Here is a 14,749-nt window from a genome sequence, read left to right as displayed (position 1 = left end):
TACTGCCCCGCATCCCATCGATAAGGACATCGTCATGCCTGGATATCGCACTGCGCCTTCGCCACTGCGCCTCCCCGCGCTAGCCGCAGCCTTGGCCCTGTGCGCGCCCACCGCCCTGGCCCTGCAACCGCTGCCCTCGCAAAAGATCCCCGACACCGACGCCGCGCGCGTGCTTTCCCAGGCCTACGGCGAACGCGTCCGCCTCGACGGCCGCTCGTGGCGCGGGATGGAATCGGCCGGCGGCCGCAACACGTCCGTGCGGCGTAAAGTCTGCGCCGACAGCGGCCCGGAACAACGCGGCGCGCGCGACATCGCGGTATGCAGCACCGGCGCCGGCGGTTCGGTCGATGTGTGGATCTTGTCCGATGCCCGCAGCGAACAACAACAAGTGCGGGTCTGGTCGAGCAAGCGCGGCATCGCCACGCCGCTGGCCGGCCAGGCCGGCGTGGTCGAGTTGCGCGAATGGGGCCCGGGACGCGCGGCCTTCCTGATTCAAGGCGCCGCGCCGCAACGCAATCCACAGGCCAATCTGGCCGTATGGATGTCCGAGTACCACGAGTTCGAGCCGGTGCTCAGCATCGGCACGCGGGTCCAGAGCGCCGATACCGACTTGCGCTGCGTGCTGCGCATAGACCACTCGCAATACGACTACGCGCGCTACGGCCAGATCCTCGACGTCATCGGCCGCGAAGGCGCGCATCCGGTCGGACGCAACATCAAGATCCCGCACAAGGACGGGCGTTTCGTCATATCCGAGCAGGTGCTGCAGCAACAAGGCTGCGACCGCCCCTAACGATCCAACCCAAGCTCCCTGTAGGAGCGGCGCGAGCCGCGACCGCGACATCCGGCTTACGACGCATGTGCGATGTCGCGGTCGCGGCTCACGCCGCCCCTACAGTCTGGACCGCGGCTTACGGCTCGCGCTTGCCGCGCTCCTTCCAGATCTCGTGATCCACCCCGTGCCCCAGTTCGGGGTACTGGGAAATGTGGAACTCCGGCGACTTGCCTTCGTCCAGCTGGCGGTCGTAGTCGCGGGTCAGCTTCACCACCACCTTGGCCAGCAACACCACCGCGATCAGGTTCAGCGTCGCCATCACCGCCATCGCCGCGTCGGCCGCGTCCCAGACCAGCTGCACCTTGGAGAACACGCCCCACACGATCACGCACAAGGCCACGATGCGCAGCACGAACAGCGACTTGCGCCCGCCGCCGATGTACAGCAAGCCGCTCTCGGCGTACGAGTAATTGCCGAGAATCGTAGTGAAGGCGAAGAAGAACAGCGCGATCGAGGCGAACCACGCGCCCCACTCGCCGAAGAACACGGTCATCGCGCGCTGGGTGATGATCACCCCGTCGCCGCCCTGGCCCAGCACGCCCGACAGCAGCACGATCAGGCCGGTCGCGGTGCAGATGAACATGGTGTCGAAGAACACCCCCAGCGCCTGCACGAAGCCCTGGCTGGAGGGATGGTGCGGCACCGGCGTCGCCGCCGCGGCGATGTTGGGCGCGCTGCCCATGCCGGCTTCGTTGGCGTACAGACCGCGCTTGACGCCGTTGAGCATCGCCGCCGCCATGCCGCCGGCGATGCCGCCCGCGGCCTGATCCAGGCCGAATGCGCCGCGCAGGATCATCATCACCGCTTCGGGGATCTGGTCGTAATGCGCCACCAGCGCCCACACCGCCAGACCGATATAGCCCAGCGACATGAACGGCACCACCCACTCGGCCACCTTGGCGATCGAACGCAGGCCGCCGAAGATGATCGCGCCGGTCAGCAGCACCAACACCACCGCCACCTGGGTCTGACTGAACTTGAAGGTCTCGCCCACCGACTGGGCGATGGCGTTGGCGTGCACGCCGTTGAACACCACGCCGTAAGAGAACAACAGACACGCCGCGAACGCCCAGCCCATCTTCGGCGCGCGCAAACCGCGCGCGATGTAGTGCGCCGGACCGCCGCGGTACTGGCCGTTCTCATCGCGCACCTTGTACAGCTGCGCCAGCGAGCTTTCCGCATACGCCGTGGCCATGCCCACCGCCGCGGTGCACCACATCCAGAACAGCGCGCCCGGCCCGCCCAGGCTCATCGCGATGGCGACGCCGGCGAGGTTGCCGGTGCCCACCCGCGCGGCCAGCGAGGTGCACAGCGCCTGGAACGGCGAGATGCCGGCATCGTCGCCGTCGGTGCCGCGGCCGATCACCTTGAGCATGTGCGGGAAGCGCCGCACCTGCACGAAGCCCAGGCGCACGGTGAAGAAGATGCCCACCGCCAACAGGCCGTAGATCAACACGTAGTTCCACAGCACGTTGTTGATCCCGTGAATCACCGGGGAAATCGCGCGTTCGATCTGATGCAGCAGCCAATCCATGCGGACGGTTCCGAAAGTAGACGAAGAAGGGAAAACGCTTGCCGCGTCCGTGCCGCCCCGGCCGATGCCGCCGTCGGGCGGCGCCGCGGCCGGCGTGAAGTGCCCGGCGCCCGCTCGGGCCCCGGCCGCCGCGAGCGCCGTCCCATCCCTGAACAAACCGCGGACGTCGCGCAAGCAGCCGCCGCGATGGTAACAGCCGGTCGCCCCTCCCCGGCCCCTGCCGTAGAATTCCAGCGGCTATAAGCCCCTCCCCATCGGTTATTTCCCTGGAGCACGCATGAAGGTCCTCGTCATCGGGTCCGGCGGGCGCGAGCACGCGCTGGCCTGGAAGCTCGCCCAATCCCCGCGCATCGATGAGGTTCTGGTCGCTCCCGGCAATGCCGGCACCGCCCACGAAGCCAAGTGCCGCAACGTCGCGGTGGCCGCCACCGACATCGACGGCCTGCTCGCCCTGGCCGCCGCCGAAGGCGTGGCCGTCACCGTGGTCGGCCCGGAAGCGCCGCTGGTGGCCGGCGTGGTCGACCGCTTCCGCGCCGACGGCCGCCGCATCTTCGGCCCCACCGCCGCCGCCGCGCAGTTGGAAGGCAGCAAGGCCTACGCCAAGGACTTCCTGGCCCGCCATGGCATTCCGACCGCGTACTACGCCGTGCACACCGACGTCGACGCCGCCCTGGCCTACGTTCGCGAGAAAGGCGCGCCGATCGTGGTCAAGGCCGACGGCTTGGCCGCCGGCAAGGGCGTGATCGTGGCGATGACCCTGGCCGAGGCCGAGGCCGCCATCGTCGACATGCTCTCCGGCAACGCTTTCGGCGCCGCCGGCGCGCGGGTGGTGATCGAAGAATTCCTCGACGGCGAAGAAGCCAGCTTCATCTCGATGGTCGACGGCAAGCACGCGCTGCCGATGGCGACCTCGCAAGACCACAAGCGCGTCGGCGACGGCGACACCGGCCCCAACACCGGCGGCATGGGCGCCTACTCGCCCGCGCCGGTGGTCACCGCCGAAGTGCACGACCGGGTCATGCGCGAAGTGGTGATGCCGACCGTGCAGGGCATGATCGCCGACGGCGTGCCGTTCACCGGCTTCCTCTACGCCGGGCTGATGATCGACCAGCAAGGCGCGCCGAAAGTCATCGAATTCAACGTGCGCTTCGGCGACCCGGAAACCCAGCCGGTGATGCTGCGCCTGGACTCGGACCTGCTGGACCTGGTCGAAGCCGCCATCGACGGCAAGCTCGACCGCGCGCAGGCGCAGTGGAACCCGCGCCCCTCGCTCGGCGTGGTGATGGCCGCGGCGAACTACCCGGACACGCCGAAAGCCGGCGACGCCATCCACGGCCTCGACGCCGCCCAGCCCGCGCACGCCAAGGTCTTCCAGGCCGGCACCAAGCTCGGCGCCGACGGCGAAACCCTGACCGCCGGCGGCCGGGTGCTGTGCGTATGCGCGCTCGGCGACGACGTCGCCCAGGCCCAGCGCGAGGCCTACGCCGCATTGGCCAAGATCGGCTGGGATGGCGAGTTCCACCGCAACGACATCGGCTGGCGCGCGATCGAGCGCGAACGCGCCGCCAAAGCCTGATCGCCGCGACTGACGCAAACAAAACGGCCGGGAGAAGCACTCTCCCGGCCGTTTCGCATTTTCGGCTGACTGCCTGCAGGAGCGGCGCAAGCCGCGACCGCGCAACCACGCCTACGTCGTATATGAGGTTTCACGGCCGCGGCTTGCGCCGCTCCTACAGGGAGCAATCGCGGCAACCTCTAACGCATTATCCCGCCGCTTCCTCCGGCGCCGGCTGCAGCTTCACCACCCACTCCTCCAACTCGCCGATCTCTTTCTCCAGCGCCTCGTACAACTCGCCCTGCTGCACCATCAGCGCCTCGATGTTCCCGGCCTGCTTCAACTTCTTCAACTCGCCATCGAACAACAGCCACTGCGCGGTCAACTGCTCCACGTAGTTCTTGGCGTAATGGCGCATTTCCTTGAGCTGATTCAAGCTCGCGTTGACGTGATCCAACGGCGTCCTGGTATCGGCGGACATACAGACCTCCTCTCGGCGGTAACCGCTTCGAGCGTATCGGTCCCAAGCTGGCTGCACGCGAAACGCACCGGCGCCCTCGCGCCGCCGTCACTGCATATTCACCGCATCGCTACATCGCGCTAACGCGATCTGCACATGCGGCTTAGTCCGGCTTTACCCAGGTCCGATAAGCCTCGCACACCGTTTTCCATGCCGGCCGGGCCAGGCACCGCTCGCGATAAGCGCGCACCGCCGGATAGGGCGCGAACACCGCATCGTCGCGCAGATCGCTCAACACCAGCGCCATCAGGATATCGGCCACGGTGAATGCGTCGGTGGCCACGAACTCGCGCCCTTGCAACCAATCCTCCAGGCTCGACAGCGCGCGCTCGGCCATCGCACTCCACTCTTCGCGCAGCTCCTGAACCTGACTCATCTCCAGCAAGTCCAAGCCGACTAGCGGCGGCTCCACCGTCGTCAACGCCGCAAAACACCAGCGCGACACCTGCGCCCGTCCCGCCTCATCGGCCGCCCACAAGCGTCCCGACTTGCGCGCCAGATACAGCACGATCGCCCCGGACTCGCTGACAACCACGCCGTCGTCGTCGATCACCGGCAACTGCCGGAACGGATTGAGCGCGCGCACCGCCGGCGCATCCAACTCGCCGTTCGCGTAATCCAGCCCCATCAACACGAACGGCAGCCCCATTTCCTCCAACGCCCACAACACCCGCAGATCGCGGGTGCGGCCGTAGGCCATCGCGTGGATGCGGGAGAAACCGTACACCGTCAACATCGTCGCGACCTCGCCGAACAGACCGCGACCGTAACCCGCCCCAGCGACCGCGACCACCGACCTTCGGCGGTGCCGCAGGTCCGAGGGCGCACGGACCAAAGGCGGAGCCCGCCGCGCCCGTCGGTGATTGACATGCCTGCAACGGCCTCCGCAGAATTTCAACCGCCACGCGTCGGCCTTGACGCGCCGCCCAAAGGAATGGCCCATGCGTACCGCTGTGATCGCAACCGTTCTTGTCGCCGCCTCTGCCCTCGCGCCCAGCCAAGCACAGACCCTGCCGCCTGGCTGCAAGTCCGATGAACTGGTGGCGCTGTCCAATCACCGCCTGATGGCGCCGATCTGCAACCACATGTTTCCGGAAACGATGCCGGCGCTGAGGAAATACCAGCAACAACTGAGCGCCAAGTACCCGGCTTGCCTGCCGCTGGTCGAGCAGATCGTGGGGGAAGGCAGCGACGACATGAAAGAGTTGCGCGCTACGCTGGTCGAGAAAGCGAAGAGGATCAGCCCGGAAATGAAGCAGATGTATCGCGATCAGTGCAGCCATCCGGCCAAGATCGACGTGGTGGGCGAAAGAGGGCTGCTGAACTAAGCCACGCAGCTCCATGCGCATCGCCTTCGACATCGACGGCACCTTGACCCCGCTGGGCAAGGACCAGTTTCCATCGACGGCCTTGCCGTTCCCGCTGCGCCTGCTCTTCCGCGAACGCCTGCGCGAAGGCGCCGTTGCGCTGATGCGCGAGTTGCAGGCCGACGGACACGACGTATGGATCTACACCTCATCGCTGAGGCCGGAGCGCTCCATCCGCCTCTGGTTCCGCTGCGCAGGCGTCCGCCTGGGAGGTGTGGTGAACGGAACCTCACACGCGGATGCGCTGCGCGGCAAACCCATCAGCCCCTCCAAATTTCCACCGGCCTTCGGCATCGATTGGTTGGTGGACGATTCCGCGGGCGTGGCGCTCGAAGGCGAAACCCATGGCTTCCGTGTGGTGATCGTCGAGCCCGGCGATGCGCAGTGGGCGCTGAAGGTCAAAAAAGCTTGCCGGGCGATATCCGTCTGACCACGCCAGCCCAAGCCGCATCGACGGCCGCCCGGTTCAACCATGGACGCCAGAACGATGCTCGACGAACTGCTCAAATCGCTCACGCACGCTGAGCTTCGATTCATCGCCAAGAGCGACTACGGCGTCAACGCCGACGTCCATCTGGAGGCGTTGAAGCAGCTGATCGCCTCGCAGGACCGCGTCCCAACACGGGGTCAACACTGGTATCCCTACGAAGTGATCGAGCTGTGCGCGAGTTCGCTAACACCGGGCCACGAACGCGAGTTCACCGCCTGCACCCTGCTGGTGCTGCACGCGGTGGCATCGGGGTACGACACCTCCACCTGGGTGGATGAAAAGCTGGCCGACCGCGCTAAGAACTACGACGCCCTGCCCGTGGAGTTCAGGGATGCGATTTTGGATGCGTATCAGCGGATCGAGCAATAGTCCCGGCCGCGGATACGGCATGCAGCCCGAAGGAATGCCGTCCGAGCACCGAGGCGGCTATCTCGAGCGGTATGATGCGCCCTCAGGACAGTCATCGATTTTCAGGGACGACCATGATTCTTTGGGGCACCAGCGACTGGGTTCTGACCTTCGACCTGCCGCAACGCGAGCACTGCCAGAACTGCCGGCAAGACCAGGACTTCGACCTGCGTCTTAAGTACGAGTACGGCCACTTCTACCACCTGTTCGGCTTTGTGATGTCGAAGCAGTATCAATTGGTCTGCCCGGTCTGCACGCACGGCTGGTTGCTCAATGCGCGCGCGGCGGAGGCCTTGATCGGGCGCAATCCGATTCCGTTCTATCAGCGCTTCGGTTGGCTGGTGCTGTTGGCGCTGATCGCGGTGGTGGCGACGGCGGCGCTCGCGCGGCAGCCGACGGGCTGAACCGGGCTGTTCGCCCGGCCGATCGCGCGGGTCGGCTTCCGCATTCGCTATGCTTGAGTCATGACCCATCGACTCTTCGTTTACGGAACCCTCGCCCCCGGCAAGCCCAATGCGCACGTGTTGGCCGATGTGCCGGGCACCTGGATACCCGCTTCGGTGCGAGGCACGTTGCACGCGCAGGGCTGGGGCGCAGCCGCGGGTTATCCCGGGATCGTGTTGGATAAGGGCGCCGATGCGGTCCAAGGTCTGGTCTTCAGTTCCGATGCCCTGCCCGCGCATTGGGCCCGCCTGGATGAGTTCGAGGGCGAAGGCTATGAGCGGGTTCTGGCTTCCGCCATCCTTGAGGACGGCACGGTCGTGGCGGCGTATGTGTATGCGCTAAGCCGCCTGGGCGTGCGGGACGGGGATTGAGCGGTGTCTGTGTTCGGAAGTTTTCGCTCGGGCTTCGCTTATCTTCGAAGACGCTTCGCCGCTCGCCCTGAGCTCGCAGGCCCCGCTGACGCCACCAGCCATCCGCACGGCTTCGACGAATCGGATTGGCCATTCGACGATCCGATCAACACCCTGTGCTTCACCACCCGGCATGTGCTCGACGGATCGCGCCAGGTGCTTGAGGTCTATCACGACCATGAGGGCGATTGGCAGTTCATGTGCGGCATCACCAATGCTCCGGCGGACGGGAAAGTCGTCTGCCTGGGGTGCATGATCGACCGCGATCCGACGCTCACCCAACTCGCCGACATGCCCTCAGGATGGTTCGCTTATCGCGAGTCGCCGGATGAGCCTTGGTGGCGTCAGGCGTATAAGAACGACGATGTCTAGTCCTACCTCATCGCTCGACCAGGGCGCCGGCGGAGTCGCTCATACCAAACGACTGGCTTACCTGCATCTGGCCCCTGGCTCCGCGTTGCCGCCGATGAGCGCGCGCCGGCCTTTCCGCGCGATCGTCATCGCCGAACAGATGGTCTCGCCTGTCTGGCAATCCTCGGTCAGCGATTGGCTGGTGCACTCGGGTTGTTTGTACATGATGGCTTGGGGCGCCGATTGCAGCGCTTGGGACGATGCGGTGGATTGGGCGATCCTGCAGGTCTTCGACTATGGCGACATTCCGGACGACCAATTCGTCATGACTACATGGCATACAGACGAAACGCTGGATGAAGTGTTTCGGTTCGCGGAGAGCTCCTCGGCTCATCCGACGATCGAACTCGATGAAACGCTACTGGTGCACATAGCCAACGAAGCATCCGAACAAACGCTGCTGGCGGCGTATCGCGAGGCAATAGCCTCGCCGTAATCGAAGAGAATTCGCGGTCGCGGCTCGTTACCGAAGGAACCCCCTGTAAGACGCCGCTCCCACAAGTAGGCCATGCGGATCACGGCGTAACGGTAGCCGTCTTGGTATTGGAATCGACAACGACCGTACCGCGAGCAAAGCTCCGCGCCCACACACCGGAACTGCGCTGAACCGCGGGACCAGTAGGCGCACCGAGATCGAAGTTCCACGCGGCGTTGTAGGGATCCTGCCCAGTGTGGGGCCCGCCGCCGGTAGCGTAGGCATAGCCGCCCGCCAACGCTGGGTCGTACCACAGCAAATACGAAGCGCGGGTGTAGCGCATCTTGTCGATCGCCTGCCAACCGCCGGCATGGGGGAAGGCGTAGAACGGCACCCGGGCAGCAACGATGTCGCGATGCAACGCGCTCATCCACGCCCAGTCGGCACCGCCGAGCAAACCTTTGTTGGGATCGTATTCGCCCGGGGCGTCGCCGTTGGGCCAGGACTGATAGTGCTCGCGGGCATAAGCGCCGGCGATTTTCGCCCACCGCACCTGGGTGGCGCGGTCGGAGTTCCACGCGGACGCGACGTTGGGCAGCAGCGCGATGCCGGCGGCGCGCAGCTTGGGCGCGACGTTGTTGAGGAAGGATTCGGTGGCCTGGGTCCACGACAGGTCGGTGGGGTATTTGGGCGAGGTGCCCGACCAACCGGTAGAGCGGAAGCTTTCGCCCATGTTGACGTCGTCGGCGAATACGCCGTCGAAGCCGCCGGTCTTGGCGTAGTCGATCGCGCGCCGGGCCCATTCGTCCTGATAGGCCTTGTTGCCGACGTCGTACAGATACAGTTCGCCGCCCCAGAACGTGATCGGGCGGCCGGCGCGGTCCTTGACGATCCACTCGGGGCGGTTGGCCTTGACCCAGCGGTACGACACGCCCGACGGCCACGGTTCTTCCGACGGCGGCAAGTCGTAAGCGCCGGCAGTTTCGAAATACATGAAGACGCGCATGCCGGGATTGGCCGCCTTGAGCTGGGCGATATCGACGTGCACGCGCATGTAGCTTTGCACGACCATCCACTGATGCGCGCCGGCATGGCGGGTGATCAACGGTACTTCGGCGTAGTCCAGATAGAGCTGGCCGGCGTGGTCGGCGCTCGATGCGGCGGTCGGCAACAGTGCGGCCAGGCTCAGCGCCATCGACCAGAGGCGCCAGCGCGCGGGATGGGTTTCGGTACGGTTCGACATGATGCCCCCTCTTGATGGATAGGGTCGGCTCGCCAACGAGTGCGCGCGCTGCGCAGTCGATGCGGACGGCACAGGGATACCACTGCGTCCCGGCGCCGCTCGGGCAAGGGGTCACACATCCGCGGCGGCGTGACACTCGTAATCCCGCGGGGCTTACGCGGCCGATTCAGGCAGACTCGTAAACCGCAGGGCACGCCGGTGCATCCGACTCAGTCCCGTCGGATGCGTTGGCGGGACCAACCCTCCTCGCTCACCGCATTGGCAAGCTCATCAAGGAAGTCTTATGCCGTCTGGCCGTTACCGCGCTTTCGGGTTCATCGCTGCCGCCCTGCTGTTCCTTCCTCATCTGGCCTTCGCGGCGAGCGCGCTGGATACGGCCAACCAGCAGGCCCGCGAACTGATCCGGAAAACCATGGCGGATCGGCGCATTCCCGGTTTGCAGGTGGCGATCGTCAAAGACGGCAAGGTAGTGCTGTCGGAAAGCTACGGCCTGGCCAACGTCGAGAACCGCGTGGCGGTCACCGATGCCACGCTGTTCCCGATCAACTCCGGGACCAAGTCGTTCACCGGCGTGGCCGCGATGCAGTTGGTTCAGGACGGTCGCCTGGATCTGGCCGCGCCGATCTCGCGCTATCTGGACGATTTGCCCGAAGCCTGGCGCCAGGTGCGCGTCCGCCAATTGCTGGCGCACACCTCGGGCCTGCCGGATATCGTCGATGCGCAAGGCCTGGTCGGCGGCGGCTCGGAAACGCAGGCGTGGGCGACGGTGAAAGCCCTGCCGATGCAAGCGGCCATCGGCGAGCGATTCACCTACAACCAACTCAATTACGCCTTGCTGGCGCGGATCATCGCCAAACAAAGCCAGATGCCGTACGAGCGCTACCTGGCCCAGCGGCAGTTCGCCCCCGTCGGCATGCGTTCGTCGACCTTCGGCGACAGCTACGACCTGATCGCCAACGCCGCCACGATGTACAGCTACTTCCCGCGCAAGACCGACGCGGCGGGCGATGCCGAACGTTTGTCGCATTGGTTCTACGACATGCCGCAAGGGCTGTGGGCCGGCGGCGGCATTCAAACCACCGCGAACGAACTCGCCGCCTGGATCCTCGCGCTGTCTGACGGCAAGTTGCTCGGCGCCGATGGCGTTCGCCAGATGTGGACCGCGGAGAAATTGAACAGCGGCGCAGACGGCAGCTGGGGCGCGGGCTGGCCGGTGTTGGCGAGCGCGCCGCAGCGGCAGGTGGCCGGTATCGGCGGCGCGCGCGCCGCGTTCGTGGTGTATCCGGATGAGCGCCTGGCGGTGGTCGTGCTGACCAATCTGGTCGGAGCCAATCCGGAGCGTTTCATTCCGCAGATCGCCGCGTTGTATCGCCCCGCGACCGAACCCGGCCGCGACGCGGCGAAGTGAGCGATCGCGCCGGCCCGGCGGCAGCCGCCCCTTTTTGTACGGCGCGCTAACCCGCCTGTTCGTACACTGAGCGGCCCCGCCCGCCGTCCGAGAGCCGCCCCGCATGTCGCCGACCATCGCCCAAGCCGCTTACATCGCCGCGAAGCTCGGCGAGGCCTTGGCCATCCTGGTGGCGGCGTGGCTGCTGACGACGCTGCTGCGGCAGTTGCTCAAACGCCTGTCCACGCGTTACGACCTGGCCCCGGCGTTCGCCATCGGCGTGCGCCGGGTGCTGAGCACGGTGATCTACATCACCGCGCTGTTGCTGTTGCTCAACCGCTTAGGGATTCCGGGGTCGGTGGTGTGGACCACCTTGACCGGGTTCGTCGCAGTCGGCGCGGTGGCGTTCTTCGCCGCGTGGAGCGTGCTGTCGAATATTTTCTGCGCGCTGCTGATCCTGACCACCCGGCCGTTCCGGCTGTACGACTACATCGAAGTGCTGGAAGGCGGCGACAAGCCGGGGCTGCGCGGGCGGGTGATCGACATCAACTTCGTCTACACCACCCTGCAGGAAACCCACGCCAACGGCGACGACACGGTGCTGCAGGTGCCCAACAGCCAGTTTTTCCAGCGCACCACCCGGCGCTGGCGGCAGGAGCCGGAATGGAGCCGGGCGGCGCGGGAGAAGCCGGCCGATTGGCAGGACGCGACCGGGCGTTGAGCCCGCCCCTGCCCAGGCATGGCGGTGCGCGGCCTCAGGTCTAAGCTCGCACCATCGCCGGGCTAGTTTTACGCTACCCGGCCCGCCCGGCTACACCGCGCCAGCCGCGTTTTGTTAGGCTCCCCACGCGAATCCTTCGCCCGAGCCGCGCATCCAGGCGCGGACCAGAACCGACAAGCAGGACGGCATGGCGCACAACCAGTTCGCGTTGCTCACCCAACGGCGCTTCCTGCCGTTCTTCCTGACCCAGGCCTTCGGCGCCTTCAACGACAACGTCTATCGCCAGGCGATCATCGGCCTGCTGTTCTACCTGGGCGTGGACGATGCGCAGCGCACGCTCTACACCAACCTCGCGCCGGCCTTGTTCATCCTGCCCTACTTCCTGTTCTCGGCCACCGCCGGGCAGATCGCCGAAAAACTTGAGAAGCACAAGCTGATCCGGATCACGACCACGATGGAGATCGTGATCATGAGCGTGGCGGCGATCGGCTTTTTGACCCAGAGCATGACCGTGCTGCTGATCGCGTTGTTCGGCACCGGCCTGCAGTCGACCCTGTTCGGGCCGGTCAAATATTCGATCCTGCCCTCGGTGCTCAAGCCCGAAGAACTCACCGGCGGCAACGGTCTGGTCGAGATGGGCACCTCGATCTCGATCCTCACCGGCATGATCTTCGGCGGCTTGATCTTCAAGCTGGCCGGCACCCACGGCCCGGTGGTCGCGGCCAGCGCGATCGTCGCGCTGGCGATCACCGGCAATCTGGTCAGCCGGATGATTCCGCGCACCGACGCTGGCGAGCCGGACCTGAAGATCCAATGGAACCCGATTCCCGAGTCGGTGAAGATCATGCGCATGACCCGCCGCCAGCCGGCGGTGCGCAATTCGGTGTTGGGCGTGTCGTGGTTCTGGTTCGTCGGCACGGTGCTGACCGCGCAGTTGCCGGGGTATGCCTCGACCAACCTCGGCGGCAACGAGACGCTGTACATCTTCGCCCTGGCGCTGTTCTCCATCGGCACCGGCGTGGGTTCGGTGCTGTGCGAAAAGCTCTCGGCGCGCACGGTCGAAATCGGCCTGGTGCCGCTGGGCGCGTTCGGCATCAGCGCCTTCATGATCGATCTGTACTTCGCCCGCCCCGGCGCGGCGGTCGCGCACGGCCTGAGCGTGGGCGATTTCGTTCATGGCGCGGGCTCGTGGCGGATCATGATCGATCTGGTCGGCATCGGCGTGTTCGCCGGTTTCTTCGTGGTGCCGCTGTTCGCGCTGATCCAGAACCGCTCGCCGAAGAACGAGCTGTCGCGGGTGATCGCGGGCATGAACATCCAGAACGCGGCCTTCATCGTGCTGGCGGCGGTGCTGGGCGTGGTGGTGCAGCGGTTCTTCCACTGGACGATTCCGCAGGTGTTTCTGGCCCTGGCCATCGCCAATGCGCTGGTGGCGATCTACATCTTCACCCTGGTGCCCGAGTTCCTGATGCGCTTTCTCAGCTGGGTGCTGGTGCGCGGCCTGTATCGGCTGCGGGTGACCGGCACCGAGCGGATTCCCGACGAAGGCCCGGGCCTGGTGGTATGCAACCACGTCAGCTACATGGACGCGTTGATCCTCAGCGCCAGCATTCCGCGGCCGGTGCGCTTTGTGATGTATTACAAGATCTTCAACATCCCGGTGATGAGCTGGATCTTCCGCACCGCCAAGGCGATTCCGATCGCCGGCGCCAAGGAAGACCCGGAAGTGATGCGGCGCGCGTTCGAGGAAATCGATGCGGCGCTGGCCGACGGCCAATTGGTCGGCATCTTCCCCGAGGGCGCGCTGACCAAGGACGGCGAGATCGCGCCGTTCAAGTCCGGGGTCGAGCGCGTGCTGGAAAAGAACCCGGTGCCGGTGATCCCGATGGCGCTGCGCGGGATGTGGAGCAGCATGTGGAGCAAGCGCGATTCGCGGCTGCGGCGGATGCGGGTGCCGCGACGGTTCCGCGCCGAGGTCGAGGTGATCGCGCAGGCGCCGGTCGACCCGCACCAGGCCAGCGCGGAATCGCTGGAAGCGCAGGTGCGGGCCTTGCGCGGCGACAAAGCCTGATCGCGCCGCGGTAGTGGGTCGCTGCTAGGATGGATGCGGCCGCTGTAGGCGGCCGCCGGGAATCGGGAAGACGGAATCGAGCGAAGCAACAGGTAGCCGCCGGATAACCAAGAGCCGGGATACCCACAGTTCCCTGTCCCCCGCCCCACCCAGACACAAGGACCGTCATGAACCAGCCTGCCCGCGCCGCCTCGCCGTATTCGAACTACCTGCCCTGGTCGATCACCCTGACCGTGCTCGGCGCGTGCTTGTGCTGCCTGATTGGCTCGGTGCCGGGGATCGTGGCGATCGTGTACGGCGGCAAGGTCGACGGCCTGTGGGCCGCGGGCGATGAGGACGGCGCGCGGCGCGCGTCGGAGACGGCGAAGGTCTGGTGCTGGGTCGGCACCGCGTTGGTCGGGCTCAGCTTGATCGGCAACCTGGTCAGAGCCTTCATCGACGCCTCCACGCTGGTTCCGCAAGCCGTCATCGATCAGTTGCAAGACGCGCTGCGCGGCTGAGAACGATCCAGTGAACGTCCGCTCGCGCCATGCCCAACTCGCCATCGTCGCCACCGCGGCCAGCGCCGTGGCGGCGGCCGGGGTGTGGACGCTGCGGCGGATCGATCCGAACTCGGCCGACAGCCCGCTGCCGGGCTGCGTGTTCTATCACCTCACCGGTTTGTACTGCCCCGGCTGCGGCATGACCCGCGCGGCGCACGCGCTGGCGCACGGCGATTGGGCGCAGATGCTGGCGATGAATCCGCTGCTGCCGTGGTTGATCCTGACCCTGCCGCTGTTGCTGCTGCACGCGCTGGGTTATCGCTTGCCGCTGCCCAGGCGCGCGGTCGCCACGCTCGCCAACGGTCGCTTCTGGATCGGCCTGCTGGCCGCGTTCTGGGTCTTGCGCAATCTGCCGTGGCCGCCGTTCTCGTGGCTGGCGCCGGGTTGAAACCGGCC

General features: G+C 66.2%; 18 protein-coding genes. 14 read left to right on the top strand and 4 right to left on the bottom strand.

What is annotated here, in order from left to right:
* Window positions 1–34: 34 nt before the first annotated feature.
* Window positions 35–793, top strand: coding sequence for a hypothetical protein (locus V7787_RS17995; RefSeq protein WP_336088883.1), 759 nt, complete (start codon window positions 35–37; stop codon window positions 791–793).
* Window positions 794–911: 118 nt separating this feature from the next.
* Here the strand turns inward: V7787_RS17995 and V7787_RS17990 are convergent, their stop codons facing one another.
* A complete protein-coding gene (locus V7787_RS17990; RefSeq protein ID WP_336088882.1) occupies window positions 912–2,369 on the bottom strand; it encodes an alanine/glycine:cation symporter family protein in 1,458 nt (485 codons plus the stop codon).
* 277 nt (window positions 2,370–2,646) lie between these two features.
* Between V7787_RS17990 and purD the strand changes: the two genes are divergently transcribed.
* A complete protein-coding gene (purD, locus tag V7787_RS17985; RefSeq protein ID WP_336088881.1) occupies window positions 2,647–3,945 on the top strand; it encodes a phosphoribosylamine--glycine ligase in 1,299 nt (432 codons plus the stop codon).
* 187 nt (window positions 3,946–4,132) lie between these two features.
* Here the strand turns inward: purD and V7787_RS17980 are convergent, their stop codons facing one another.
* The gene (locus V7787_RS17980) at window positions 4,133–4,405 is read right to left on the bottom strand and encodes a hypothetical protein (protein WP_336088880.1); all 273 of its coding nucleotides are present in this window, start codon (window positions 4,403–4,405) and stop codon (window positions 4,133–4,135) included.
* A 142-nt stretch (window positions 4,406–4,547) separates the two neighbouring features.
* Window positions 4,548–5,237: a glutathione S-transferase family protein gene (locus V7787_RS17975; RefSeq protein ID WP_336088879.1), complete on the bottom strand. Its 690-nt coding sequence runs from the start codon at window positions 5,235–5,237 to the stop codon at window positions 4,548–4,550.
* 148 nt (window positions 5,238–5,385) lie between these two features.
* Here V7787_RS17975 and V7787_RS17970 point away from each other — a divergent pair, with 148 nt between their 5' ends.
* From V7787_RS17970 to V7787_RS17940, 7 genes are all read left to right on the top strand, one after another.
* Window positions 5,386–5,772: a hypothetical protein gene (locus V7787_RS17970; protein ID WP_336088878.1), complete on the top strand. Its 387-nt coding sequence runs from the start codon at window positions 5,386–5,388 to the stop codon at window positions 5,770–5,772.
* 13 nt (window positions 5,773–5,785) lie between these two features.
* Window positions 5,786–6,241: a hypothetical protein gene (locus V7787_RS17965; RefSeq protein ID WP_336088877.1), complete on the top strand. Its 456-nt coding sequence runs from the start codon at window positions 5,786–5,788 to the stop codon at window positions 6,239–6,241.
* Between the two features lie 57 nt (window positions 6,242–6,298).
* Window positions 6,299–6,670 (top strand): hypothetical protein, encoded by a 372-nt coding sequence (locus V7787_RS17960; RefSeq protein WP_336088876.1) that lies wholly within the window; start codon window positions 6,299–6,301, stop codon window positions 6,668–6,670.
* A 74-nt stretch (window positions 6,671–6,744) separates the two neighbouring features.
* A complete protein-coding gene (locus tag V7787_RS17955; protein ID WP_336088875.1) occupies window positions 6,745–7,113 on the top strand; it encodes a hypothetical protein in 369 nt (122 codons plus the stop codon).
* Between the two features lie 60 nt (window positions 7,114–7,173).
* A complete protein-coding gene (locus tag V7787_RS17950; RefSeq protein ID WP_336088874.1) occupies window positions 7,174–7,524 on the top strand; it encodes a gamma-glutamylcyclotransferase family protein in 351 nt (116 codons plus the stop codon).
* A 3-nt stretch (window positions 7,525–7,527) separates the two neighbouring features.
* A complete protein-coding gene (locus V7787_RS17945) occupies window positions 7,528–7,935 on the top strand; it encodes a hypothetical protein (RefSeq protein ID WP_336088873.1) in 408 nt (135 codons plus the stop codon).
* Window positions 7,928–8,410, top strand: coding sequence for a DUF7684 family protein (locus V7787_RS17940; RefSeq protein WP_336088872.1), 483 nt, complete (start codon window positions 7,928–7,930; stop codon window positions 8,408–8,410). The genes V7787_RS17945 and V7787_RS17940 overlap by 8 nt, the downstream gene beginning before the upstream one ends.
* Before the next feature lie 79 nt (window positions 8,411–8,489).
* Here the strand turns inward: V7787_RS17940 and V7787_RS17935 are convergent, their stop codons facing one another.
* A complete protein-coding gene (locus V7787_RS17935; RefSeq protein WP_336088871.1) occupies window positions 8,490–9,632 on the bottom strand; it encodes a putative glycoside hydrolase in 1,143 nt (380 codons plus the stop codon).
* Window positions 9,633–9,915: 283 nt separating this feature from the next.
* Between V7787_RS17935 and V7787_RS17930 the strand changes: the two genes are divergently transcribed.
* The 5 genes from V7787_RS17930 (at window position 9,916) to V7787_RS17910 (ending at window position 14,741) form a co-directional block, all read left to right on the top strand.
* A complete protein-coding gene (locus V7787_RS17930; RefSeq protein ID WP_336088870.1) occupies window positions 9,916–11,040 on the top strand; it encodes a serine hydrolase domain-containing protein in 1,125 nt (374 codons plus the stop codon).
* Window positions 11,041–11,143: 103 nt separating this feature from the next.
* Window positions 11,144–11,740 carry a mechanosensitive ion channel domain-containing protein gene (locus V7787_RS17925; RefSeq protein ID WP_336088869.1) on the top strand — a complete coding sequence of 199 codons (597 nt, stop codon included), beginning with the start codon at window positions 11,144–11,146 and terminating at the stop codon, window positions 11,738–11,740.
* 187 nt (window positions 11,741–11,927) lie between these two features.
* Window positions 11,928–13,811 carry an MFS transporter gene (locus V7787_RS17920; protein WP_336088868.1) on the top strand — a complete coding sequence of 628 codons (1,884 nt, stop codon included), beginning with the start codon at window positions 11,928–11,930 and terminating at the stop codon, window positions 13,809–13,811.
* A 167-nt stretch (window positions 13,812–13,978) separates the two neighbouring features.
* Complete coding sequence (locus tag V7787_RS17915; RefSeq protein ID WP_336088867.1) at window positions 13,979–14,311, top strand: CD225/dispanin family protein; 333 nt, start codon at window positions 13,979–13,981, stop codon at window positions 14,309–14,311.
* Between the two features lie 10 nt (window positions 14,312–14,321).
* Entirely contained in the window at window positions 14,322–14,741 is a 420-nt protein-coding gene (locus V7787_RS17910; protein WP_336088866.1) for a DUF2752 domain-containing protein, read from the top strand.
* Window positions 14,742–14,749 lie beyond the last annotated feature (8 nt).

It is taken from the genome of Pseudomonas sp. CGJS7 (genome assembly GCF_036961695.1).
Note: the sequence above shows the minus strand (reverse complement) of the source record. Positions and strands in the feature narration are given on the sequence as shown.

Excerpts from the sequence above, each read along its gene's own strand:
- V7787_RS17995 (WP_336088883.1), top strand. The coding sequence starts at position 35 with ATGCCTGGATATCGCACTGCGCCTTCGCCACTGCGCCTCCCCGCGCTA.
- V7787_RS17990 (WP_336088882.1), bottom strand. The coding sequence starts at position 2,369 with ATGGATTGGCTGCTGCATCAGATCGAACGCGCGATTTCCCCGGTGATT.
- purD (WP_336088881.1), top strand. The coding sequence starts at position 2,647 with ATGAAGGTCCTCGTCATCGGGTCCGGCGGGCGCGAGCACGCGCTGGCC.
- V7787_RS17980 (WP_336088880.1), bottom strand. The coding sequence starts at position 4,405 with ATGTCCGCCGATACCAGGACGCCGTTGGATCACGTCAACGCGAGCTTG.
- V7787_RS17970 (WP_336088878.1), top strand. The coding sequence starts at position 5,386 with ATGCGTACCGCTGTGATCGCAACCGTTCTTGTCGCCGCCTCTGCCCTC.
- V7787_RS17965 (WP_336088877.1), top strand. The coding sequence starts at position 5,786 with ATGCGCATCGCCTTCGACATCGACGGCACCTTGACCCCGCTGGGCAAG.
- V7787_RS17960 (WP_336088876.1), top strand. The coding sequence starts at position 6,299 with ATGCTCGACGAACTGCTCAAATCGCTCACGCACGCTGAGCTTCGATTC.
- V7787_RS17955 (WP_336088875.1), top strand. The coding sequence starts at position 6,745 with ATGCGCCCTCAGGACAGTCATCGATTTTCAGGGACGACCATGATTCTT.
- V7787_RS17950 (WP_336088874.1), top strand. The coding sequence starts at position 7,174 with ATGACCCATCGACTCTTCGTTTACGGAACCCTCGCCCCCGGCAAGCCC.
- V7787_RS17940 (WP_336088872.1), top strand. The coding sequence starts at position 7,928 with ATGTCTAGTCCTACCTCATCGCTCGACCAGGGCGCCGGCGGAGTCGCT.
- V7787_RS17935 (WP_336088871.1), bottom strand. The coding sequence starts at position 9,632 with ATGTCGAACCGTACCGAAACCCATCCCGCGCGCTGGCGCCTCTGGTCG.
- V7787_RS17930 (WP_336088870.1), top strand. The coding sequence starts at position 9,916 with ATGCCGTCTGGCCGTTACCGCGCTTTCGGGTTCATCGCTGCCGCCCTG.
- V7787_RS17925 (WP_336088869.1), top strand. The coding sequence starts at position 11,144 with ATGTCGCCGACCATCGCCCAAGCCGCTTACATCGCCGCGAAGCTCGGC.
- V7787_RS17920 (WP_336088868.1), top strand. The coding sequence starts at position 11,928 with ATGGCGCACAACCAGTTCGCGTTGCTCACCCAACGGCGCTTCCTGCCG.
- V7787_RS17915 (WP_336088867.1), top strand. The coding sequence starts at position 13,979 with ATGAACCAGCCTGCCCGCGCCGCCTCGCCGTATTCGAACTACCTGCCC.